Here is a 23,349-nt window from a genome sequence, read left to right on the forward strand (position 1 = left end):
CCGCGGGTGGCGGCTGCCATGGCCGCTGGCGTAAAGTCGGCGGCCATGAAAATCATCCTGCCCCGCGCCGTTTCCACGTCCCTGCTGCTTTCGGCGCTGCTGCTCGCCTCGGGCGCGGCGCTGGCCTGGAGCAAGCAGGGCCACCAGCTGGTAGGCGAGCTGGCCCAGCGCGACCTGACGCCCGCGGCGCAGCGCGAGGTTGATCGCCTGCTGGCCGGCGAGCCGGTGCCGACACTGGCCGGCGTGGCCACCTGGGCCGACGAGATCCGTGCCGAGAGCCGCGGCGCGGGCAATGCGTTAGGCACCCTGAGCAGCAAGTGGCACTACGTCAATTTCAGCGGCAAGGGCTGCGACTACGTGCCGGCCCGCAACTGCCCGGACGGCAACTGCGTGATCGGCGCGATCCAGGCGCAGGCCGCCACCCTGGCCGACCGCGGGCGCAGTGACGAGGACCGCCGCAACGCCCTCAAGTTCATCGTGCATTTCGTCGGCGATGCGCACCAGCCCATGCATGCGGGCCTGGCCTCGGACCGCGGGGGCAACAACTTCCAGCTCAACTACCGCGGCAAGGGCGCGCGCCAGGGCGAAGGCACCAACCTGCACGGCGTCTGGGACTACTGGCTGCTGCAAAGCGCTGAGCTCGACAACACCCGCTACACCCGACGGCTGCTGGAACTGCCGCTGCCGCCCGATCCCACCGTGGGCGCCGAACACCGGCCGCTGCAGTGGGCGCTGGAATCGTGCGCGCTGATCGAGAGCCAGGCGATCTACCCGCCGCGGCGCCGCATCACCGACGCCTACCTGGACCAGCACCGTCCACTGGCCGAGCGGCGTGTGCGCCAGGCCGGGGCGCGGCTTGCGGAGTTGATCAACGCTGCTTTGGATCCGCCGCGCCCGTAAGCCGCGATCTCAGCACGCCGGCTCAGGCGGGGCAGCCCCGGTCCAGCGCGACAGCGAGGCCGTCCACGGCATCGGCCCGGACACCGGGGCGACCTCCGCCGCCACCTTGGCCTCAGGCAGGCGAACCACCAGCTCCAGTGCGATGCCACGGAATCCGCCGCCCGCATCCTGCTCACCCACGCTCATCGCGGCGCCTGGCTCACCCGGCTTGAAGATCAGCTTCGGACTCCCCTGGCTGACACCGTCGCGAAGGATCTCGGCATCGGCGAACACGGTGCCATCCTCGCGCGGCGTGAGGGCCAGCTCCACCACCCAGGCGGCACCCGACTGCTCGAATTCGAAACGATGCGCTTCACCGGCGCGCAGGTTGAGCGACTGCACCCTTTCCTGTTGCCCGTCGATGCGGACCGTCATCGTCACGCCCAGCTCGCCCTCGGCCGGTGCCACCACGATGGCGCGCGCGGGCTGCGCCGCCCAGGCGGACCAGCCGCCTGCGGTGGCCAGCGCAAACACGATCATGAATCCGGAAAAGACGCGTGTGCGGCCGGGAAGAGGACGTTTGAGCATGGCAATGCGCTCCTTGAGCGGATGGGAACCAAACCAGTGGCAGCCCACGGGCAGTGGCCGGTCGGCGAGCTGGGTCTTGAGCAGGGCCTCGCCGTAGGCGCGGCGATGACGCGGGAACCGCGCGAGCACGGCGGCATCGCAAGCCAGTTCCTGGTCCTGGCGCAGGCGTTCGGCCGCGTGGTGCACCAGCGGGTTGAACCACAGCAGGCAACGCAGCAGCGACACCCCCGCGTTCACCGGCAGATCGCCCCGGCGCTGGTGCACCTGTTCGTGGCAAAGCACCAGCTGTTGCTGGGCCGCGTCATACCGGGTTTCGAAATCGGCGGGCAGCACGATGCGCGCCCGCCAGCCGATCACCGCCGGCAGGCCCGCGGCGCTGTCACTTTGCAGCAGGCCATCGGAACGCGTGACCAGCGCACCCAGGCTGGCGGTGAAGCGCCGCTGCTGGCGCAGGAGAAAGGCCGCCATGCCGAGCGCGCCCAAGGCCCACAGCCCCAGCCACGCGAGACGTACATCGATCGCCGCCGCCGGCGCTGCGGTATCTGCGATGGTCGCGATGGCAGGCAGTGCGATGCCAGCCGAGGGTGCGACCGGAACGACCGCGGCAGGCAAGGCCACGGCCAGCAGGGCAACCGGCACCAGGCTCCAGGCGGCATAGGCCGCGCCGGCCCCGAAGGCCGCACGCAGCGGCTGTCGCAGCAGCAGCACCAGCACGATGGCGGCGCTGGTGGACAGGGTCCCCTCGATCAGAAGCTGCAGCAGGTCACGGCTCATCGTCGAGCTCCTGCACCAGCTTCTTGAGCTCGGCGATGTCCTTCTTGCCCAGCCGGCGCCGCTCGGTGAAATGCGCCACCATCGGGGCCACGCGACCGCCGAAGAGGCGATCAAGCAGGCTTTCGCTTTCCGCCTGCAGCCAGTCCTCCCGCGCCAGCACCGGGCTGTAGAGATAGCGCCGACCTTCCTTGCGCGCCGCGATGGCGCCCTTGTTGAGCAGACGGTTGAGCAAGGTCTTCACCGTCGCCTCCTGCCAGCCCTGGCGGGCGGCGACCGCCTTGTGCACGTCTTCGGCGGCCAGCGGGCAGCGTTTCCACAGCACCTGCATCACCACCGATTCGGCTTCGCTGATCTGCATCCCGATTACGTCCGTAATTTTTTCTGAATTTACGCCCGTAATCGAAAATGTCAAGCGCTGGCTGCAGTGCGATACTGGGGCTCGATTCCACAGGCACTTCCGATGGCCCCACCGCTCCAGCTCGACTCCCTCGATGCCGCCGTGGACCGGCTGCTGGCCCATGCTGGGCCGGCCCTGGTGCTGGCGGCCCCGCTGGGGCTGGGCAAGCCGCACCGGCTGCTCAATGCGCTGACGCGACGCATTGCCGCCGACCCGGCGCGGTCGCTGCACCTGCTCACCGCGCTGTCGCTGACGCCGCCGGCCCCAGGCCAGGGACTGCAGCGGCGTTTCCTGGCGCCCTTCCTGTCGCGCCAGTTCGGCGATGACTTCCCGGCGCTCGACTACGCGCTGGCCCTGCGCGCCGGCACGCTGCCGGCCAACGTGCGCGTCGAGGAGTTCTACATGCAGTCCGGCGCCCTGCTGCGCTCGGACGTGGCCCAGCGTGACTACGTCAGCCTCAACTACACCCACGTGGCGCGTGCGGTGGCCGAGCGCGGCGCCCAAGCTCTGGTGCAGAAAGTGGCGCGCGAACCGGGCGGCACGCGCCTGAGCCTGAGCTGCAATCCCGACCTCACCTTCGACCTGGTGGACGAGATGGCGCGGCTGGGCAAGCCCCGCCCGCTGCTGGTGGCCGAGATCGACCCGAACCTGCCCTGGCTCGATGGCCCGTGCGCGGTCCCGCAGGACTATTTCGACCTGGTGCTGGACCTGCCGGGCCCGGCGCCGAAGCTGTTTGCGCTGCCGCGCGAGCCGGTGAACGACGCCGACTACGCCATCGGCCTGTACGCCAGCACCCTGGTGCGCGACGGCGGCACGCTGCAGATCGGCATCGGCTCGCTGTCGGATGCGCTGTGCCACGCGCTGGTGCTGCGGCACACGCGCAACGCCGACTACCTGGCGGCGCTGGAGGCGCTCTCGCCCGGGCTCGCGAGCTCCCGCCTGGTGCAGGCCACCGGCGGCGTCGCGCCCTTCGTGCAGGGCCTGTACGGCGCCAGCGAAATGGTCAACGACGGTTTCCGCTGCCTGGCGCAGGCCGGCATCCTGTCGCGACGCGTGGTGGACGATCCCGCCGCGATGGCGCGCATCAACGCCGGCACGCCCACCGACGCGGACCGCGGCGCGCTCGAACGCGACGGACGCTACCTCGACGGTGCCTTCTACCTGGGCTCCAGCGAGCTGTACGCCTGGCTGCGCGGCCTGTCGCCGGCGCAGGCGCGCGGCATCGGCATGACCCGCGTGTCGCACATCAACGAGCTCTACGGAAACAACGAAGCCCTGGAGCGCGAGCAGCGCCGCGACGCGCGCTTCTTCAACACCTGCATGATGATGACCGGCCTGGGCGCGGCAGTGTCGGACGCGCTGGAGGACGGCCGCGTCGTGTCCGGCGTCGGCGGCCAGTACAACTTCGTGGCGATGGCGCATGCCCTGCACGACGCGCGTTCGGTGCTGATGCTGCGCGCGGTGCGCGGCGCGGGCGCGGCCTCCAACCTCCTGTGGAACTATGGCCACGTGACCATCCCGCGCCACCTGCGCGACCTGGCCATTACCGAGTACGGTATCGCCGACCTGCGCGGCCGCAGCGACGGCGATTGCGCGCAGGCGATGCTGGGCCTGGCCGACGTCCGCCACCAGGCCACGCTGCTGGCGGCCGCGAAGGCCGCTGGCAAGATCGACGCCGGCTTCGCGCCGCCGCAAGCTTGGGCCCGCAATGATTGCGACGACCTGGCCGCGCGGCTGCGTCCGCTGCGGCGGAGCGGCGTGCTGCCCGACTACCCGATGGGCAGCGATTTCACACCGGTCGAGCAGCGCCTGGCGAAAGCCCTGGCTTGGCTGAAATCGAACACGACCGGTGGACGGAAGTTCCTGACCCTGGCCCGCGCGATCGCAACCCGGTCGCCTGCCGACGACGAGGCGCTGGCGCGCATGGGCCTCAACGCACCGTCCGGTTTCGGGGATCGCCTGCAGGGCAGGCTGTTGCGATTAGCGCTGTCGGAAACGCGCCGGTCCTAACGCGAGAGTAGCGCCCGCACCGGGGCTTCCAGTCCGGAAAGCCCGGCCTGCCGGCCTTTTTCCACGGCGGCTTCGACCCCTGCCCCGCGAAGCCACGCTTCGCGCAGCGCGAACAGCGCCCCGACCCGGTTGCCGCTGGCGCAGTGCACAAGGCAGGGCGAAGGCAAGCGTTGCAGGAGCTCGTCGAAACGGGCCACGAGCGCAGGCGTGAGATCCGCGCTGGTGGCCACCGGCAGCGCCGCGTAGACCATGCCGAGGGCGGCAACGGCCTCGGCTTCGTCAAAACCGGGCTGCTCCGTGCCAGGACGAAGGTTGAGCACGCCGCGGAAGCCAGCGGCGACCAGCCTCGGCCAATCGGCCGGCTCGGGTTGTCCCGCACTGGCCAAGGTCGGTTCCAGCCGGCGAAAGCCCGGAATGTCCGCCAACGGCAGCGCAGGCATGGCCTCCTCGTCCTGTTCCGGTGTCATCGCGGGCAGTACAGCTTGTGCAGCATCGCCACCAGCGACCGGGCCGGACCCTTGGGCAAGGAATAGAAGACCTGCTGCGCTTCCCGGCGGGTTTTCACGAAGCCGCCTTCCCGAAGCTTGGCCAGGTGCTGGGACAGCGCCGATTGGCTGAGCGGCAGCCGTTCCAGCAGGGCGCCCACCGAGGCCTCGCCCTCGGACAGGTGGCACAGCACCAGCAGCCGCTGCTCGTTGCCCAGTGCCCGCATCAGCGCGGAGGCGGACTGGGCGGCCGCCGCCATGTCGCTCAGGCGGGCGCTGGAGGAGGTTTGGCGAGGGGAGGACTTCACGGGCATGCCGCAATTATATTATTGCAATCTAAATTAGCAAGTGCTAATTTGACCCCAAGGAGACACGCCCATGAACACGCCCACCGTCCAAGCCTTCCTGCACGAGGAAACCGGCACCTGGAGCTACGTGGTCGCGGACCTGCCCGCCGCCCGATGCGCCATCATCGATCCGGTGCTCGACTACGACCCCAAGTCCGGGCGCACCGGCACCACCGCCGTGGACGCGATCCTGCGCTGGGTGCGCGAACGCGGGCTGCACCTGGACTGGATCCTGGAAACCCATGCCCACGCCGACCACCTGACCGCCGCCCCGCACATCCAGCGCACGCTGGGCGGACGCATCGCCATCGGCGCCGGCATCCGCGAAGTGCAGGCGACGTTCAAGCCGATCTTCAATCTGGAAGCCGACTTCGCCACCGACGGATCGCAGTTCGACCATCTGTTCGCCGACGGCGAGGTCTTCGCCATCGGCGGGCTGACCGGACGCGTGATCGCCACGCCCGGCCACACCAACGACAGCGTCAGCTACCTGATCGGCGACGCCCTGTTCACCGGCGACAGCCTGTTCATGCCCGATGGCGGCACCGCGCGCTGCGACTTCCCGGGCGGCGATGCCGGCAAGCTGTTCCGCTCCATCCACCGGCTTTACCTGCTGCCAGACGACACGCGCGTCTTTGTGTGCCACGACTACGGTCCGGGCGGGCGCGCGATCGAATGCGAGACCACCATCGGCGCGCAGAAGCGCAGCAACGTGCACGTGCGCGAAGGCGTGGAGGAGGCCGACTACGTGAAGCAGCGCAAGGCGCGCGATGCCACCCTGGCCATGCCGAACCTGATCCTGCCCTCGGTGCAGGTCAACATCCGCGCGGGCGCGCTGCCGCCGCCGGAAGCCAATGGCGTGCGCTACCTCAAGATTCCGCTGGACGCCCTGTGAGCGCCTGGATCCCTGCGCTGGCGGGCGGCGCCCTGATCGGCCTGGCGGCCACGGTGCTGCTGGGGCTCAATGGCCGCATCGCCGGCATCAGCGGCATCGCCTGGAACGCCCTGGTGGAAACGGGCGCGGAACGCCGTTGGCGCCGGGCCTTCCTGGCCGGCCTGGTGATCGGCGCGGGCCTCTGGTTTGCGATGGCTCCCGGGGTCGCGCCGGCGCGCAGCGGTTTTCCCCTGCCCCTGCTGCTGGCGGGTGCGCTGCTGGTCGGCATCGGCACGCGCCTGGGCAGCGGCTGCACCAGCGGTCACGGCATCTGCGGGCTGGCGCGCTTTTCGCCGAGGTCGCTGGCGGCGGTGGTGGTCTTCATGGGCACGGCGGTGGCCACGACGACGGTGGTGCGCCATGTCATCGGCTAGGCCGGTCGTGTTCGCCGGAATCGCCGGCCTGCTGTTCGGGCTGGGACTTGCCGTGGCGGGCATGGCCGATCCGGAGAAGGTGCTGGCCTTCCTGGATGTGCTGGGCAATTGGGATCCCAGCCTGGCCTTCGTGATGGGCGGCGCGCTGGCGGTGGCCGTGCCCGGGTTCGCCTTGGTGCGGCGGCGCGGTCGTGCGGTCTGCGGTCCGTTGCAGCTGCCGGGCAAGCGCACGGTGGACCGCGATCTGCTGCTGGGAGCCGTGCTGTTCGGGGTCGGCTGGGGCCTGGCGGGCTATTGCCCCGGGCCTGCGCTGGCCGGACTCGGGCGGCTCGCGCCCGAGTCCCTGCTGGTGGTTCCGGTGATGTTTTTCGGGTTCTGGATCGCCGGAACGCTGAAGCGCTGAGTCAGCGCATCGCCTTGGCCGCGTCCACCACGGCCTGCACCGTGATCCCGAAATGCACGTACAGCTGGTCGGCCGGCGCCGACGCACCGAAGCTGTCGATGCCGATCACCGCGCCGTCCAGGCCCACGTACTTGCGCCAGTAGCCGGTGACGCCGGCTTCCACCGCCACGCGTTTGCGGCACCACGAGGGCAGCACGGCCTCGCGCCATTCCAGCGGCTGGCGGTCGAACACCTCCGCGCAGGGCATGGACACCACGCGCGCCTTGATGCCCTCGCCCGCCAGCTGGCGCATGGCTTCCATCGCCAGCTCCACCTCCGAGCCGGTGCCGATCAGCAGCACGTCGAACTGCGCTTCGCCCGGATCGCTGAGCACGTAGCCGCCGCGGGCGATATCGCCCAGCTGCTGCGGCGTGCGCGGCTGGTGGGCCAGGTTCTGGCGGCTGAAGACCAGGCAGCTGGGGCCGTCCGCGCGTTCGATCGCGGCCTGCCAGCACACCGCCGATTCCACGGCGTCGCAGGGGCGCCAGACATCGTTGTTGGGGATGTAGCGCAGCGAGGCCAGGTGCTCCACCGGCTGGTGGGTGGGGCCGTCTTCGCCCAGGCCGATCGAGTCGTGGGTGAACACGTGGATGGCGCGGGTGGGAATCAGCGCCGACATGCGCAGCGCGTTGCGCGAGTAGTCGGAGAACACCAGGAAGGTGGCGTCGTAGGGAATGAAGCCGCCGTGCAGCGCGATGCCGTTGCTGATGGCGCTCATGCCGAACTCGCGCACGCCGTAGTGCACGTAGTTGGCGCTGGCATCGCGGCTGGTGACCGACTTGCTGCCCTTCCACAGGGTGAGGTTGGAATGGGCCAGGTCGGCCGAGCCGCCGATCAGCTCGGGCAGCAGCGGGCCGAACGCGTCCAGCGCCATCTGCGAAGCCTTGCGAGAGGCGACCACCGGTCCATCGAGCTGCAGTTTGGCGATGTAGGCCTGCGCGGCTTCCGCAAAGCCTTCGGGCAGCTCGGCATGGGAGCGGCGCACCAGTTCGGCCGCCAGCTCGGGATGGGCCTTGGCATAGGCGTCGAACAGCCGGTTCCACTGTTCCTCGCGCACCAGGCCGGTATTGCCGGCGCGCCAGCCATCGGAAATGGCCTGCGGGATCTCGAACGGCGCATGCGGCCAGCCGAGCGCCGCACGGGTGGCGGCGATTTCGTCCTTGCCCAGCGGGGCGCCATGGCTGGATTCCTTGCCGGCCTTGCCGGGCGAACCGAAGCCGATGGTGGTGCGGCAGCAGATCAGGGTCGGCTTGCCGGTTTCGGCCTGGGCGGTGCGGATGGCCTGGCTGATCTCGACCGGATCGTGGCCGTCCACCTTGCGGATCACCTGCCAGCCGTAGGACTCGAAGCGCGCCGCGGTGTCGTCGGTGAACCAGCCGGCGGTGTCACCGTCGATCGAGATGCGGTTGTCGTCCCAGAACGCGATCAGCTTGCCCAGGCCCCAGGTGCCGGCCAGCGAGGCGGCCTCGTGCGAGATGCCTTCCATCAGGCAGCCGTCGCCCATGAACACCCAGGTGGTGTGGTCGACGATCTCGAATTCAGGACGGTTGAAGCGCTGAGCCAGCAGCTGCTCGGCCAGCGCCATGCCCACGGCATTGGCCAGGCCCTGGCCCAGCGGGCCAGTAGTGGTTTCCACGCCCGGCGTGTGGCCGAACTCGGGATGGCCGGCGGTCTTGCTGTGCAGCTGGCGGAAGCGCTTGAGCTGCTCGATCGGCAGGTCATAGCCGCTCAGGTGCAGCAGGGCGTAGACCAGCATCGAACCGTGGCCATTGGACAGCACGAAGCGGTCGCGGTTGAACCACTTGGGATTGTTGGGGTTGTGCCGCAGGAAGTCGTTCCAGAGCACCTCGGCGATGTCGGCCATGCCCATCGGCATGCCCGGGTGGCCGGACTTGGCCGCCTCGACGGCGTCCATGGCCAGGAAGCGGATGGCGTTGGCGAGTTCGCGGCGGGTCGGGGTCGTCATGGCGATCGGGGCGGACGCCCGCCGGTTGCGGGCCGCGCATTGTCCCATCCCGTCGGCGCGCTGTCGCGGTTGCGGCCGGTCCCGGCCGCTGCTAGGCCGGGCGCGCCCGGGTCAGAGCGCGGCCGCGTCGGCCGTGTCGGACCGCTCGGGCCGGTGGCTCTCGCCCTTGGACACCAGGGCCGCAATGGCCAGGTCGCCGGTGACATTCACCGTGGTGCGGCACATGTCCAGGAAGTGGTTCACGCCCAGCACCAGGCCGATACCCTCGGCCGGCACGCCCACCATCACGCAGATCAGCGCCACCACGGGCAGCGAGCCCGAGGGCACGCCGGCGGTGCCTATGCCGCCCAGGATGCAGACCAGCATCACCGTGAACTGCTGCAGCAGGGTCAGTTCGACCCCGAAGAACTGCGCCAGGAAGATCACGGTGACGCCCTCGAAAAGCGCCGTGCCGTTCTGGTTGGCGGTGGCGCCGATGGTCAGCACGAACCGGGACACATGTCGCGGCAGGCCCAGCTTCTCGTCGGCGATGCGCAGCGCAGTCGGCAGCGTGGCATTGCTCGAGGCGGTGCTGAAGGCCATCAGCATCGCTTCCTGCACCCCCCGGAAGAACTTCGCCGGCGAGAACCCGCCCAGCAGTTTCAGCGCCGCCGGATACACCAGGAACAGGTGCACGGCCAGCGCGCCGACCACCACCAGCACGTAGGCGCCCAGCCGCACCAGCAGGTCCCAGCCGAACAGGACCGCCAGGTTGAACATGAAGCAGAACACCGCATACGGCGCCAGCCGGATGATGAGGCCGATCAGGGTCATGGAGACTTCGAACAGGCCCTCGATGCCGTGCTTGAGCGTCGCGATGGCCGGGGTGGCCTTGCTCACCACGATACCCACGCCGAACATCAGCGAGAAGAACATCAGGGCCAGGATGGTGCCGTTGTCGGAGGCCGCGCGCACTGCGTTCTGCGGCACGATCGACAGCAGCATGGCCATGCCGCTGGGCTGGGTCTGGCTGTCGCGCACGATCGCCTGCGCGCGCTCGGCGCCGTCGGTCAGCAGCTGCTGGGCCAGGACGGGGTCCACGCCGACGCCGGGCTTGAGCAGGTTGACCATCACCAGGCCCAGCAGCACGGCCAGCGCCGAGAGCAGGATGGTGTAGCCCAGCGTGCGCCAGCCGATGCGGCCCAGCGAGGCGACGTCGCCCATTTCCGACACGCCCACCACCAGCGCCGAAAACAGCAGCGGCACGATCATCATGAAGATCAGGCTGAGGAACAGCGTGGAGAAGGGCTGGGTCACGTAGCCGGTGGCGGCGCGCACCCAGCCGGCGTCGGCGCCGGCCGTATAGTGCACCAGCAGGCCCGCGGCCAGTCCGGTGGCGAAGCCGATGGCGATCTTCCAGTGCAGCGGCAGGGCGGGACGGGGGCTCATCGTGGGGTCTCCAGGTCAGCCGTGGGCCGGATCTCGCCGGACTTGAGCCGGGCGAGGTAGCTGTCGAGCTCGCGGCGCACCACCGGCATCAGCAGGTACACGCCGATCAGGTTGGGCACCGACATCAGCAGCAGCATCGCATCGGCGATGCCGACGATGCTGCCCAGCTGCATCGAACAGCCGACCACCGTCATGGCCAGGAACACCAGCTTGAACACGTTCATCGCCAGCTTCGACTCGCCGGTGAGGAAGCCCACCGCCTTGGTGCCGTAGTAGCCCCAGGTGATCATCGTCGAATAGGCGAACAGGAACACCGCCACCGTCAGCACGTACGGGAACCAGCTGAACACCGAAGCGAAGGCGCGCGAGGTGAGCGCCACGCCGTCGGGGCCGGGCTGCAGGTACTGGCCCGAGACGATGATGATCAGCGCGGTCATGGTGCAGATGACCACGGTGTCGATGAAGGGTTCCCAGAGCGCGACGAAGCCCTCGGTCAGCGGTTCGCGGGTACGCACCGCCGAATGGGCGATGGCCGAAGAACCCAGGCCCGCTTCGTTGGAGAAGGCGGCGCGGCGGAAGCCAACGATCAGCGCGCCCAGCACGCCACCGTAGGCGGCCTCGCCGGTGAAGGCGCCATGCAGGATCGCGCCCACCGCCGCCGGGATCTGGTCCACGTGCACGGCCAGCACGGCGGCGCCTGCGGTGACGTACAGCAGCGCCATGGCCGGCACCAGCTTGGCGGTGACGCGGCCGATGCGGGAGATGCCGCCGACCACCACGATGCCGGTGAGCACCGCCAGGCCCAGGCCGAACAGCCAGCCGCGGCCTGCCAGCGGCCCTTCGGCGCCGCCGGTGACACTGAGCACCTGGGCATAGGTCTGGTTGGCCTGGAACAGCGCGCCGGAACCGGCCGCGCCGCCGACGATGCAGGCGGCGTAGAAGATCGCGAGCCCGCGTCCCAGCCCCGCCAGCCGGGGGCGGTTAACCGCCAGCCCCTGGCTCAGGTAGTACATCGGCCCGCCGGAAATGCTGCCGTCGGCGTTCTGTCGGCGGTACATCACGCCCAAGGTGCACTCGACGAACTTCGAGGACATGCCCAGCAGGCCCGCCACGATCATCCAGAAGGTCGCGCCCGGTCCGCCGACGGTGATCGCGACCGCGACGCCGGCGATGTTGCCCAGGCCCACGGTTCCGGAAACCGCCGACGTGAGCGCCTGGAAATGGCTGACCTCGCCCGGCCCGGTCGGATCGGCATAGTCACCGCGCAGGATGCGGAAGCCGTGCACGAAGCCGCGCAGGTTGATGAAGCGGAAGTACACCGTGAAGACGCAGGCGGCGATCGCCAGCCAGATGACGATGGCGGAGGCGGACAGGCCGCCGGGCAGGGGTATCTCGACGAAGACGATGCGGGCCAGGGCATCGGCGACCGGGCCGAAGACGGACTGGATCGCCTGGTCGATGCCTGCGGCGGCGGGCGCGCTGGCGTCCGCGGCGGCAGCCGGAATGTTCGAAAGCAGTCTGGTCACGCAGCAACCCTGATTGACGAGGCGTTCGAAGCTTACACCAGCCCTTGCGCGGGCCGGTCCCGGTCCACGGCCAGGATCTGATCCAGCGATCGAGGCCGGCCGACCAGGTAGCCCTGGGCATAGTCGCAACCCAGACGGCGCAGGGCCTCGAGCTGGGCCTGCGATTCGATGCCCTCGACCACGATCTCGGCCGACACGGCACGGCCCAGCTGTACGATGGTTTCCACGATCGCCATCGAACGCTTGTCTTCCAGCATGTGCCGGGAGAAGGACTGGTCCACCTTCAGCGTGTCGAACGGCAGCCGGTGCAGATGGCACAGGTGCGAATAGCCGGTGCCGAAGTCATCCAGCGCCACGCGGATGCCATGCACGTGGCACAGGTCGATGATGGCCGCGACGTGGGTGTAGTCCAGCACCTGGCTCTCCGTGATCTCGAGCTTCAGGCTGCCGCGCGGCAGGCTGGCGGCGTCCACGCGCGCGACGATGCGCTCGATCAGGCCCGGATGCGAAAGCTGGCGCGCGGAAACATTGACGGCTACGAACGGTGCGGGCACGTGCCCCGCGGCGATCAGGGCGGCGATGGCTTCGCAGGCGGTGTCGATGACGTATTCGCCGACCGGAACGATCAGCGAGGTCTCTTCGGCCAGGGCGACAAACTCTGCTGGTGAAACCGGTCCCCGTTCGGGATGGTTCCAGCGCACCAGCGCCTCGTAGCCGGCGATCTGGCTGCTGGCGATGTGCGACAGCGGCTGGTAGCTCAGCTCCAGTTGGCGGCTGGCCAGCGCTTCGCGCAGCTGGGATTCGAGCCGGATCTTGCCGATGCCCAGCTGCTCCCAGGCCGAGGGCGCATCCGCTGCAGGCTCCTTGCCCTGCAGGGCCGCCAGCGCACCGCGGTAGCGCTTGAGCTGGCCTTCCAGCAGCGAGCGGATGATCGGATCGGTGGCGGCCAACCGCTCGGCGATTTGCTGTCGGTCGATGGGAAACAGGGTGCAGGCGCTGGTGGCGGTGGCCGTCGCAGTGCGGGGCGAGTCGTCGATGACGGCCATTTCGCCCACCAGCTCGCCCGGCCCGAGCAGGCTGAGCACGACGTCATGGCCGCGTTGCCGGGTGCGGACCTCGACGCTGCCCGCCTCGATCAAATAGGCCGTGCCGGGGTCGTCGCCTTCGCGAAAGAGGACTTCGCCGGGCTGCAGCTGCACGCGCAGGTGTTTCATCGCCGCCGCCCTCTTCCCTTCGCGCCCGCGGGCCACAAAAGCACAGGGCCGCTTGCGCGGCCCTGTGCGGGTCTTCTACCTGACGCCTGTTCAGGCCTTCTTGGCGACCTGCAGGATGCGCGGGGTCACGAAGATCAGCAGCTCGGCCTTGTTCGCCGTCTTGTTCTTGTTCTTGAACAGGTTGCCGAGCACCGGCAGGTCGCCCAGGAAGGGCACCTTGCGCAGGTCCTCGCGGTTGGTGAACTCGTACACGCCGCCGACCACGACCGTCTGGCCGTTGTCGATCAGCACCGCGGTGCTGACCTCGCGGCGCGCGATCTGCGGCACGAAGCCACCGGCCGGGTTGGTGATCAGCTCGCTGACCTCGTCCTTCTTGACCATCAGGTTGAGGTAGACGCGGCCATCCTGGGTGATCGTCGGGGTGACCTTGAGCTCGAGCAGCACTTCCTTGAACTCCACCGTGGCCTGCGCGACGGCACCCGGGGTGGTGGCCGGCTGGATCGTCAGGTAGCCCACTTCATCACCCTGGCGGATGATGGCTTCACGCTGGTTGGCGGTGATGACGCGCGGGTTGGACACCACTTCGCCGCGGCCTTCTTCCTCAAGCGCGGACAGCTCCAGGTCGAGCGACATGTCGCTGCGCAGGATGCTGAGGTTCAGGGTGCCGGCCGGGGTAGCCACGGGCAGACCGACCTGGAAACCGGAGTCGGTGGTGGTTTCACCCGCCGCCGCAGCCGCCGGCAGGGTGCCAACGCGGTCCTGGACACCGAAGATCACGCCCAGCTCGCGGGCAAAGGTCTCGGAGGCGACCACGATCCGGGCCTCGATAAGCACCTGGTCGACCGGCCGGTCAAGCGTGGCCAACAGCGCGCGGATCTCCTGAATCTTCTTCGGAATGTCGATCAGCAGCAGCGTGTTGGTGCGGCTGTCGAAGCTGACGCTGCCGCGGGGCGACAGGAAGCCCTTCGAGCTGCCACCCGCACCGCCGGACGTGCCACCGCTGCCGGAGTTCTTGCTGTTTTCCGTCAGCAGCTTCGCGATTTCCTCGGCATTGCCGTAGTTGATCGGGATGTACTCGGTGACCATCTCCTCACGGTCTTCAAGCGCGATGCGGGCATCCGCCTGCGCCTTCTCGAACTCCGCGATCTCCTTCTGCGGGGCGACCCAAATGACGTTGCCGTCGCGCCGCTTGTCGAGCTGCTTGGCGCGCAGGACGATTTCCATCGCCTGGTCCCAAGGCACGTTGATCAGGCGCAGCGTGACGTTGCCCTGCACCGTGTCCGAGGCCACGACGTTGAGGTTGGATTCCTCGGCGATCAGCTGCAGCACCGTGCGCACCGGCACGTCCTGGAAGTTGAACGTCACCGGGCGCCCGGCGTAGCGACCCGGGGCGGCCTGGCCGGCGACGGCACCCGCGGCGCGCGGGGCGGCGGCGGAGGCAATGACCGCGCCGCGCTTGGGCGAAATCTCGATGACGTACTCGTTGCCCGTCTGGTAGGCCATGGAGTCGAAGGCACCGTTGGTATTGATCACCAGGCGGGTGCTGCCGGCGTTGCTGTTGGGCTCGAGGCTCTGGACCGGGGTGGCGAAGTCCACCACGTCCAGGCGCCGGCGCAGGTTCTCCGGGATGCTGGCGTTGGGCACGTCCACGACGATCTTGGAACCTTCATTGCGCATGTCGGCGGTAGCGCCGTCACTGCTGAAGCGCAAGACCACCCGGCCGGCGCCGTTTTCACCGCGGCGGAAGTCGATGTTGGCGACTTCGATCGCGGAGGCGACGCGTTTGGTCGGGTCGGAGGCGCTAGTCATCGCGTTGGCCGCGTTGCTCTGCACCGCACCGGCGTCCACCGTGAGCACGAGCAGGTTGCCTGCGCTGCGGGTGGTGTAGCTGGCGGGGCGGAACAGGTCGACCACCACGCGGGTCCGGCCGCCGGCTTCGACCGCCGAGACGGCGGACGTGGCGCCGCTGCCGATGACCACGCGCCGCTGGCTCAGGCCGTTGGTGGTGTCGGGGATGTCCACCGCGATGCGCGGCGGCGTATCCGTGGTGAAGGCCTGGACGTCGCCCACCGGCTCTGCGAACTGCAGGGTGATGTCGACCTTGCCTCCGGGGGCCGATGCGTAGCGCACGTCCTGGAGGACGTTCGCGGCCATGGCCGACAGCGACGTCGTCAGGCCGACGGCGAGCGCTCCCATGGCCAGCAACCAAGTGCGCTTGGTGCCCATCGCCTGGCCGATCGTTTTATTCGCGGTCATCGTGCATTCCCCCAATCAATTGTCTTCAAGGGCGATTTTGGCTTGACGCTCAAGCCAACCGCCGGCCCCATCAGGTACGAGTTCGACCATCTCAATGCGGTCATCGGTAACCGCGGTGATGCGACCGTCGCTGAGCCCCATGTAATTGCCCGGGCGAACCCGGTAGGTCACCTTGTCCGGCCCCATGACCAGGCCGATGATCGAACCGCCGGCGCCGATCGTGCCCACCATGTCCAGACTGTCGAGCGGGAAGGCTTCGAGCACTTCCTTGCGACGGTTGGGATCGGGGCGCAGGCCGGCCGCACCATCGCGGTCGGCTTCAGGCGGGCTGAAGGGGTCGCGCAGGTTCTGCGCGGCATATTCGAAAGTTTCGAACTGCTTCATCACCGGCAGCGGGTCCAGCGGCGGCGCCGGGCGGGCCTTGACCTCGGCCACCCAGGCCTCGAGGTCGCGACTGCCGCGGGTGCAGGCCGTCAACGCCACGGCCACGGTGGCAAGCAGCAGCCCGGTGGCAAGTTTCCTGGTCATCGGGGCAGTCATCACTGAACACCTCCGCTCAGCGCGGCCGGTGCCGCGGCAGCGGCGGCGGGATCAGGCGCCGGAGCCGGCACCTCGTCCTCGTCCAGGTAGCGATACGTCTTCACGGTGCCCTCCAGAACCAGGGTGCTGTCGCCCGGCCCGCGCGGCTTGAGCGAGATGTCGTGCATGGTCATGATCACCACGCGCGGCAGGGATGCAACGCCGCTGACGAAGGCGCCGAACTGGTGGTAGGTGCCAGCCATGCGCAGGGAGATGGGCTTCTCCGCGTAGAACTCGAGCATCGTCTCCGCACCCGGCTGGAACAGCTCGTTGTTGATGCCGCTGGCCAGGGCCGTCTGCGACACGTCCACGATGAGGTCCGGCATTTCGTTCTTGCTGGGCAGCTGGCGCAGCATCTGCTGCAGCATCACTTCCATCTGGGCCAGCTGCTGCTTCAGCGGTTCCAGATTGGCCGCCCGGCCCTGCTTCTCCTGGAACTGTTCACGCAGGGTGACCTCGGTGGCCTCCTCGGCGGCCAGCGTCAGGCGCTGGTCACTTACGAACAGATACCAGGCCAGGCCGATGATGACGGCGCCCACGACCAGGCAGGCACCAATCTTGACCTGGAACGGCCACGCGCCGGAATTGTTGAAATCCAGGCTCCGGAGGTCGACTTTCTTGCTGCTCATGGCGCACCTCCTGCGGCGGCCGGCGCGGCGGCGGCGGGCGCCTCGGCTGCGGCTGCTTCTGCTTCGGTTTCCGGGCTCTTGAGCGTGACCTTCAGGGAGAAGACGTTCGGCAGACCCTTGTCCTCGCCCTTGGCCTCGATGATGGTCAGGTCCGGATTGGACATCCAGCCCGAGGCCTCAAGGTTGCGCATGTACGAGCTGACGCGGGCGTTGGACTGGGCCAGGCCGTCAAGCGTGAGGGTCTGGCCGTTCTGCTTGATTGAATTCAGTCGCACGCCTTCAGGAATGGTGCGGACCAGCTCATCGAACAGGTGGACCATCTGGGACCGGCTCGCCTGCAGCTCCTCGATGACCTGCTTGCGGGCCAACAGGTTGGCCTTCTTCTTGTCCAGCTCGTCGATCTGCTTGATCTGCTCGTCAACCAGCGTGATCTGATCGGTGAGGTACTGGTTGCGCATCTGCTGGCCTTCGACCTGGCCGCTGTAATACATCACGATCAGGAAGCTGATCAGCAGCGCAGCACCGGACGCCAGGCCAAGCATGGCGAAGAATTCCTTCTGGCGCTGGTTGCGCCGCTCTGCGCGCCAGGGAAGTAGATTGATTCTGGCCATCAGTCGAAGCTCCTCAGGGCCAGGCCGCAGGCGATCATGAGCGCCGGGGCATCCTGCGCCAGGGCATGGGCCTGGACACGGGGGCCGAGCGCCATGTTGGCGAGCGGGTTAGCGATGACGGTTGGTACGCCCAGCTGCTCTTCCACCAGGTTGGCGATGCCGGCGATGGACGCGCAGCCGCCGGCCAGCACGACCTGGTCGACACGGTTGAAATCGCTGCCGGCATAGAAGAACTGCAGCAGTCGGCTGACCTGCTGGACCAGGGCTTCCTTGAACGGCTCGAGCACCTCGACCTCGTAGCTCTCGGGCAGGCCACCCTGGCGCTTGGCCAGTCCGGCTTCGTCGTAGCTCAGGCCATAGCGGCGCATGACTTCGTCGGTGAGCTGCTTGCCGCCGAAGACCTGCTCGCGGGTGTAGATGCTGCGCTGGCTGCGCAGCACGTTGAGCGTGGTCATGGTTGCGCCGATGTCCACCAGGGCGACGATCGCGTCCTTGGGGACCGACAGCTGGTCGGCGACCAGCTTGAAGGCGTTTTCCATGGCGAAGGCTTCGACATCGATGACCTTGGCCACCAGGTTGCCCAGCTCCAGCGCCGACTGGCGCAGCTCGACGTTCTCGGTGCGGGACGCCGCCAGCATGACCTGGATCATCTCCGGGTTGCTGGGCACCGGGCCAAGAACCTCGAAGTCGATGCTGACTTCGTCGATCGGGTACGGGATGTAGTTCGAGGCCTCGAGCTGGACCTGGTCCTCGAGGGCGTCCTGGTCCAGGTCGCCCTGGATCGGGATGATCTTGGTGATCACCGACGAGCCCGAGACCGCGGCCGCGGCGTGCCGGGCCTTGGTGCCCGAGCGGGCCACGGCCCGCTTGATGGCCTCGCCGACGGCCTCGACCTCGACGATGTTCTTCTCGACCACGGCATTGGGAGGCAGCGGCTCAACCGCGTAGTGCTCCACGCGATATCGCCCGCCGGACTCGGTGAGCTGCAAAAGCTTGACGGCCGTGGAACTGATGTCCAGACCGACGAGCGGTGTCTTGGCATTTCCGAAAAGACCCACGGTTTCTCCCCTTCCGACGGGCGCTTACAGCAGATAGGTGCGCCGTTACATTAAATAACGAAAAATTGCCAAATGGCAATGCCCCCCCTTTCGGGACGACTGGACCACGTCGACCTGCCCCTCGCGCTCCCCTAACTAGACGCAATCAACCCCGGAATCCGGCCGCCCCCACGACATGTTCCGGGTCATGGCACGTTCTATACTCCCTGCCCCATGTCGATGTAAACCTCGGGAGAGGCCCAGGATGGCCCGTTTCGTTCGTTGGCTCCGCCGTTTGGCGCTGTTTTTCGTGGGCCTGGGCCTGCTTGGCGTGCTTGCCCTGGGCGTCATCTACTGGCTGATCGCCCCCCGCCTGCCCGACGTGCAGGAGCTGCGCAATGTCCAGCTGCAGGTGCCGCTGAGCATCTACACCCGGGATGGCAAGCTGGTCGCACTGATCGGTGAGACGCGCCGGTTCCCGGTCAAGATCGGCGACGTGCCCGAGCACGTCAAGCACGCCTTCATCGCCATCGAGGACGCCCGTTTCTACGAGCACCCCGGCGTGGACTGGCGCGGCATCAGCCGTGCCGTGTGGCTGCTGGCCACCACCGACGACCGCCGCGTGGCGGGCGGCAGCACCATCACCCAGCAGGTGGCCAAGCAGTTCTTCCTGAGCTCGGAATACTCGTACACCCGCAAGATGACCGAGATTTTCCTCGCGCTGAAGATGGAGCGCGAGCTCAGCAAGGACGAGATCTTCGAGCTCTACCTCAACAAGAGTTTCTTCGGAAACCGCGCCTACGGCGTCGCCGCCGCCGCCGATTATTACTACGGCAAGACGCTGGACCAGCTGACCCTGAGCGAGGCCGCGACGCTGGCCTCGATCCCGAAGTTCCCGTCCAGCGGCAACCCCATCATCAACCCCGAGCGCGCGCTGATCCGCCGCAATTACGTGCTGCTGCGCATGCGCGAGGAAAACCTGATCACAGTGGCTCAGGAACTGGCCGCGCAGGCCGAGCCGATCAACGCCAGCCCGCACGAGCCCAAGGTCGAGGTCGAGGCGCCGTACGTGGCGGAAATGGTGCGCGCGGAGATGGAGCAGCGCTACGGGGCCGAGGCCACCAGCAGCGGCCTGAAGGTCTACACCACGCTCGACAGCGTGCACCAGGCGGCCGCCGCGCAGGCCGTGCAGGCCGGCCTGCTCGAGTACGATCGCCGCCACGGCTGGCGCGGCGCGGAGGCGCAGCTGGACGTGGCCGCCGACGAGGACGACGCGGCGCTGCGCAAGCGGCTGCGCGCCTACCCGTCGCTGGGCGGCCTGGCCGCCGGCATCGTGTCCGGTTTCGAAGGCGGCAGCGCCCGCCTGGTCACCGCTGCCGGCGAGCCGGTCCTGCTCGACGCCAAGGCGACCAAGTGGACCGGCAAGACGCCCCAGGTGCTGCTCAAGCGCGGCGACGTGGTCCGCTACACCTTTGTTCCGGTGCCGGTGCCGGCCAAGCCCAAGCCTGCCGCCGGCGCCGCGGCCGCCGAGAGCACGGCACCGCCGCCCGAACCGAAGTTCGAGCTGATGATCGCGCAGATACCGCAAGCGCAATCGGCCCTGGTGTCGCTGCAGCCGGAGGACGGCGCGATCCGCGCGCTCGTCGGTGGCTTCAGCTTCGGCCTCAACAAGTTCAACCGCGCCACCCAGGCCCAGCGGCTGCCGGGCTCGAGCTTCAAGCCCTTCGTCTACGCGGCGGCGTTCGAGCGCGGCTTCTCGCCGGCCAGCATCGTGCTTGATGCGCCGGTGGTGTTCCGCGACCGCGCCGGCAACGTCTGGCGCCCGCAGAACGACGCCGGCAACTTCGCCGGTCCGATGCGCCTGCGCGAAGCCATGGTGCAGTCGCGCAATCTGGTGTCGGTGCGCCTGCTCGACGCGATCGGCGTGGACTTCGCCAGCCGCTACATCACCCAGTTCGGCTTCAGCCAGCAGAGCCTGCCGCCGAACCTGTCGATGTCGCTGGGCACGTCCTCGCTCACACCGCTGTCCATCGCCCGCGGCTATGCGGTGTTCGCCAACGGCGGCTTCCGGGTCGACCCCTGGTTCGTGGACAAGGTGCTCGACCGCAACGGCGTGGTGCTGTCGCAGGCCGCGCCGCCGCGCGCCTGCCGTGGCTGCCCGGGCCGGCTGGCTGGGGAGCAGCGTGCCACCACCGTGGTGGACGGCTTCGACTTCAGCCCCGAGGCAGCCACCCCGCCGCCGGAAGCCGCCCCGCCACCGCCGACCCCGACCACCGACGTGCCCGAGGGGGAACTGGTGCTGGCGCCGCGCGCAATCGACGAACGCACCGCTTTCCTGGTGGTGTCGCTGATGAAGGACGTGGTCAAGCGCGGCACCGCCACCGCGGCCAAAGTGCTGGAACGCAACGACATCGGCGGCAAGACCGGCTCCACCAACGACCACCGCGACGCCTGGTTCTCGGGCCTGGGCGGCGACCTGGTGACCACAGTCTGGGTTGGCAAGGACGACTTCAACACCCTGGGCCGCGGCGAGTACGGCGGCCGTGCGGCGCTGCCGATCTGGATCAGCTTCATGCGCACGGCGCTCAAGGACATCCCGGACGTCGAACCGGTGGTGCCGGCCGGCATCGTCACGGCGTCCATCAGCCCGGCCACGGGCCGCCTGGTGCCCGAGGGCAGCCCCGGCTCGATCCAGGAGTACTTCAAGAGCGAGGACTACGACCGCATCACCAGCAGCGGCTTCGACCTGGATCCGGAGCTGAGCAACGAAGAGGCCTTCGACATCTTCTGAGCCGGGAGCAGGCCATGGCGGCGCGACAACACGATGCCGGCCGCCTGCGGCGCCAGGTGGCCCAGGAAGCCGCGAAGCTGATGGCCGAGGGCCTGGCCGATGTGGCCCAGGCGCGGCGCAAGGCCGCGGCCCGCCTGGGCGTTCGGGACGAGGCCTGCCTGCCCGGCGGCGACGAGATCCGGGCGGCGCTGCAGGAACGCCAGCGCCTGTTCCAGCCCGCGGCCGCCGACGGGGGCGCGTTGCGCCGCCAGCGCCAGGCCGCGCGCGAGGCCATGGCCTTCTTTTCCACGTACTCGCCGTGCCTGGTGGGGCCGGTGCTGGACGGCAGCGCGGGGCGCGCCACGCCCGTGACGCTGCACCTGCATGCCGACGAGTCCGAACCGCTCGTGCACCTGCTCAGCGACCAGCGTATCCCCGCCACGCAGCGCACGAGGCGGGTCTGGGTGGACCGCAGCGAAGCGCGTGATTGCCCAGCCTGGGAGTTCGAGGCCGACGGCGTCGGATTTGAGCTGGTGCTCCTGCCGGCCGCCTCGCGTCGCCAGGGCCCTTGGGACCCGATGGACGACCGTCCCCTGCCCCGCGCCAACGCGGCGGGCGTGGCGGCGCTCCTGGAAGGCGGCAGCGCAACGCCGGTGGCCTGACCCCGCAAACGACGACGCCCCGCAGGGCGGGGCGTCATGGCTTGCGGGCAGGGTGTGAATCAGCGGCGGTCGAGCGCCACGTAATCGCGGTTGGCGGCGCCGGTATAGATCTGGCGCGGACGGCCGATCTTGGCTTCCGGATCGGTCTGCTGCTCGAGCCAGTGCGACACCCAGCCGGCCGTGCGGGCGATGGCGAACATCACCGTGAACATTTCGGTCGGGATGCCCAATGCCTTGTAGATGATGCCCGAGTAGAAATCGACGTTCGGGTAAAGCTTGCGCTGCACGAAGTACTCGTCCTTCAGCGCCGCTTCCTCCAGCTTCATCGCGACCTCAAGCATGGGGTCGTTCACGCCCAGCTCGTTGAGCACCTGGTGGCACATCTCGCGGATGATGGTCGCGCGCGGGTCGAAGTTCTTGTACACACGGTGGCCGAAGCCCATCAGGCGGAAGCCCGAGTTCTTGTCCTTGGCACGCTCGACCGCCTTGCCCACGTCTTCCGGGCGGCCGATCTCGGCGAGCATCTTGAGCACCGCCTCGTTGGCGCCGCCGTGCGCGGGCCCCCAGAGCGCCGCCACGCCGGCGGCGACGCACGCATAGGGGTTGGCGCCGGTGGAACCGACCAGGCGGACGGTGGACGTGGACGCGTTCTGCTCGTGGTCGGCGTGCAGGATGAACAGCAGGTCCAGCGCCCGCGCGGCGACCGGCTTGAGCATCAGCGGCTCGCTGGGCACCTCGAACATCATGTGCAGGAAGCGCTCGACGTATTCGAGGTTGTTGCGCGGGTAGCGCACCGGCCAGCCGATCGAATAGCGGTAGCAGGCCGCCGCGATGGTGGGCACCTTGGCCAGCAGGCGGATGGCCGCCAGGCGGCGCTGCTCGGGGTCTTCCAGGTCCAGGTCGCTGTGGTAGAACGCCGCCAGCGAGCCGACCATGCCGCACAGCATCGCCATCGGGTGCGCATCGTGGCGGAAGCCGCCCAGGAAGCCCTTGAAGGCCTCATGCATCATCGTGTGGTGGGTGACTTCGTGCTCGAACGAATTGAACTGGTCCTTGTTGGGCAGTTCACCGTTCATCAGCAGGTAGCTGACTTCCAGGAAGTTGGAGTGCTTGGCCAGCTGTTCGATCGGATAGCCGCGGTAAAGCAGTACGCCCTCGTCGCCGTCGATGTAGGTTACGGCGCTGCGGCAGCTGGCGGTGGCCACGAAGCCCGGGTCGTAGGTGAAAAGGCCGGTTTCCTTGGGCAGCTTGCCGATGTCCACGCAGGGCGCGCCGAGCGTGCCGGTGTGGATCGGAAGCTCGACGGTCTTGCCGGCGGCGTTGAGCACGACGCTCTTGTTGTCGGACACGGGCTGACTCCTTTCAGGGATGGCGCGACCCGCATCCACGAAGGCTCTGGCGCGGCGATCGCTACAAAATGGAAGGCGCCGCCGGGGCGGGC

Annotated in this window: 20 protein-coding genes and 1 pseudogene; 7 read left to right on the forward strand and 14 right to left on the reverse strand. The window is 68.6% G+C overall.

Annotation, left to right across the window (positions count from 1 at the left end):
- Positions 1-45 precede the first annotated feature (45 nt).
- Complete coding sequence (locus ACOQFR_RS06100) at positions 46-900, forward strand: S1/P1 nuclease (RefSeq protein WP_421379665.1); 855 nt, start codon at positions 46-48, stop codon at positions 898-900.
- Between the two features lie 9 nt (positions 901-909).
- Here the strand turns inward: ACOQFR_RS06100 and ACOQFR_RS06105 are convergent, their stop codons facing one another.
- Positions 910-2,241 carry a M56 family metallopeptidase gene (locus tag ACOQFR_RS06105; protein ID WP_421379668.1) on the reverse strand — a complete coding sequence of 444 codons (1,332 nt, stop codon included), beginning with the start codon at positions 2,239-2,241 and terminating at the stop codon, positions 910-912.
- Positions 2,231-2,599, reverse strand: coding sequence for a BlaI/MecI/CopY family transcriptional regulator (locus tag ACOQFR_RS06110; RefSeq protein ID WP_421379671.1), 369 nt, complete (start codon positions 2,597-2,599; stop codon positions 2,231-2,233). The genes ACOQFR_RS06105 and ACOQFR_RS06110 overlap by 11 nt, the downstream gene beginning before the upstream one ends.
- A gap of 102 nt (positions 2,600-2,701) precedes the next feature.
- On the opposite strand from ACOQFR_RS06110, the gene ACOQFR_RS06115 reads away from it, so the two are divergent.
- A complete protein-coding gene (locus ACOQFR_RS06115) occupies positions 2,702-4,648 on the forward strand; it encodes an acetyl-CoA hydrolase/transferase C-terminal domain-containing protein (RefSeq protein ID WP_421379674.1) in 1,947 nt (648 codons plus the stop codon).
- Here the strand turns inward: ACOQFR_RS06115 and ACOQFR_RS06120 are convergent.
- Together ACOQFR_RS06120 and ACOQFR_RS06125 are read right to left on the reverse strand one after the other, a co-directional pair.
- Entirely contained in the window at positions 4,645-5,088 is a 444-nt protein-coding gene (locus ACOQFR_RS06120; RefSeq protein WP_421379676.1) for a beta-lactamase hydrolase domain-containing protein, read from the reverse strand. The two genes, ACOQFR_RS06115 and ACOQFR_RS06120, sit on opposite strands and share 4 nt — an antisense overlap.
- 23 nt (positions 5,089-5,111) lie before the next feature.
- A complete protein-coding gene (locus tag ACOQFR_RS06125; RefSeq protein WP_421379796.1) occupies positions 5,112-5,393 on the reverse strand; it encodes an ArsR/SmtB family transcription factor in 282 nt (93 codons plus the stop codon).
- A gap of 118 nt (positions 5,394-5,511) precedes the next feature.
- Between ACOQFR_RS06125 and ACOQFR_RS06130 the strand changes: the two genes are divergently transcribed.
- From ACOQFR_RS06130 to ACOQFR_RS06140, 3 genes are read left to right on the forward strand one after another with little or no spacing between them, the layout of a single operon-like run.
- The gene (locus ACOQFR_RS06130) at positions 5,512-6,375 is read left to right on the forward strand and encodes an MBL fold metallo-hydrolase (protein ID WP_421379679.1); all 864 of its coding nucleotides are present in this window, start codon (positions 5,512-5,514) and stop codon (positions 6,373-6,375) included.
- Complete coding sequence (locus ACOQFR_RS06135; protein WP_421379682.1) at positions 6,372-6,788, forward strand: YeeE/YedE family protein; 417 nt, start codon at positions 6,372-6,374, stop codon at positions 6,786-6,788. The genes ACOQFR_RS06130 and ACOQFR_RS06135 overlap by 4 nt, the downstream gene beginning before the upstream one ends.
- The gene (locus ACOQFR_RS06140; RefSeq protein ID WP_421379685.1) at positions 6,775-7,191 is read left to right on the forward strand and encodes a DUF6691 family protein; all 417 of its coding nucleotides are present in this window, start codon (positions 6,775-6,777) and stop codon (positions 7,189-7,191) included. The genes ACOQFR_RS06135 and ACOQFR_RS06140 overlap by 14 nt, the downstream gene beginning before the upstream one ends.
- A gap of 1 nt (position 7,192) precedes the next feature.
- Here the strand turns inward: ACOQFR_RS06140 and tkt are convergent, their stop codons facing one another.
- The 9 genes and pseudogenes from tkt to ACOQFR_RS06185 all read right to left on the reverse strand — a co-directional run bounded on the left by tkt (position 7,193) and on the right by ACOQFR_RS06185 (position 18,497).
- Positions 7,193-9,196 (reverse strand): transketolase, encoded by a 2,004-nt coding sequence (gene tkt, locus ACOQFR_RS06145; protein WP_421379687.1) that lies wholly within the window; start codon positions 9,194-9,196, stop codon positions 7,193-7,195.
- Positions 9,197-9,307: 111 nt separating this feature from the next.
- A complete protein-coding gene (locus ACOQFR_RS06150; protein ID WP_421379690.1) occupies positions 9,308-10,624 on the reverse strand; it encodes a dicarboxylate/amino acid:cation symporter in 1,317 nt (438 codons plus the stop codon).
- The gene (locus ACOQFR_RS06155; protein ID WP_421379692.1) at positions 10,621-12,150 is read right to left on the reverse strand and encodes an alanine/glycine:cation symporter family protein; all 1,530 of its coding nucleotides are present in this window, start codon (positions 12,148-12,150) and stop codon (positions 10,621-10,623) included. The genes ACOQFR_RS06150 and ACOQFR_RS06155 overlap by 4 nt, the downstream gene beginning before the upstream one ends.
- 32 nt (positions 12,151-12,182) lie before the next feature.
- On the reverse strand, positions 12,183-13,364 hold the full coding sequence (locus tag ACOQFR_RS06160; RefSeq protein WP_421379694.1) for an EAL domain-containing protein: 1,182 nt from the start codon (positions 13,362-13,364) through the stop codon (positions 12,183-12,185).
- Between the two features lie 90 nt (positions 13,365-13,454).
- Positions 13,455-15,620, reverse strand: coding sequence for a type IV pilus secretin PilQ (gene pilQ, locus ACOQFR_RS06165; protein WP_421379697.1), 2,166 nt, complete (start codon positions 15,618-15,620; stop codon positions 13,455-13,457).
- Between the two features lie 15 nt (positions 15,621-15,635).
- Positions 15,636-16,148 (reverse strand): pilus assembly protein PilP, encoded by a 513-nt coding sequence (locus ACOQFR_RS06170; protein WP_421379798.1) that lies wholly within the window; start codon positions 16,146-16,148, stop codon positions 15,636-15,638.
- Positions 16,149-16,159: 11 nt separating this feature from the next.
- Positions 16,160-16,828, reverse strand: coding sequence for a type 4a pilus biogenesis protein PilO (locus tag ACOQFR_RS06175; RefSeq protein ID WP_421379699.1), 669 nt, complete (start codon positions 16,826-16,828; stop codon positions 16,160-16,162).
- A pseudogene (locus ACOQFR_RS06180) lies at positions 16,828-17,439 on the reverse strand (PilN domain-containing protein); the annotation flags it as partial. The gene ACOQFR_RS06175 and the pseudogene ACOQFR_RS06180, both read right to left, overlap by 1 nt.
- Positions 17,439-18,497, reverse strand: coding sequence for a pilus assembly protein PilM (locus tag ACOQFR_RS06185; protein ID WP_421379702.1), 1,059 nt, complete (start codon positions 18,495-18,497; stop codon positions 17,439-17,441). The pseudogene ACOQFR_RS06180 and the gene ACOQFR_RS06185, both read right to left, overlap by 1 nt.
- A gap of 244 nt (positions 18,498-18,741) precedes the next feature.
- Here ACOQFR_RS06185 and ACOQFR_RS06190 point away from each other — a divergent pair, with 244 nt between their 5' ends.
- Entirely contained in the window at positions 18,742-21,267 is a 2,526-nt protein-coding gene (locus tag ACOQFR_RS06190; RefSeq protein WP_421379704.1) for a penicillin-binding protein 1A, read from the forward strand.
- 14 nt (positions 21,268-21,281) lie between these two features.
- On the forward strand, positions 21,282-21,908 hold the full coding sequence (locus ACOQFR_RS06195; protein WP_421379707.1) for a hypothetical protein: 627 nt from the start codon (positions 21,282-21,284) through the stop codon (positions 21,906-21,908).
- Positions 21,909-21,967: 59 nt separating this feature from the next.
- On the opposite strand, the gene ACOQFR_RS06200 is transcribed toward ACOQFR_RS06195, so the two are convergent.
- On the reverse strand, positions 21,968-23,257 hold the full coding sequence (locus ACOQFR_RS06200; RefSeq protein WP_421379710.1) for a citrate synthase: 1,290 nt from the start codon (positions 23,255-23,257) through the stop codon (positions 21,968-21,970).
- Positions 23,258-23,349: the final 92 nt, after the last annotated feature.

The sequence above is a fragment of the Arenimonas sp. MALMAid1274 genome (assembly GCF_049195245.1).
Taxonomy (GTDB): Bacteria; Pseudomonadota; Gammaproteobacteria; order Xanthomonadales; family Xanthomonadaceae; genus Arenimonas.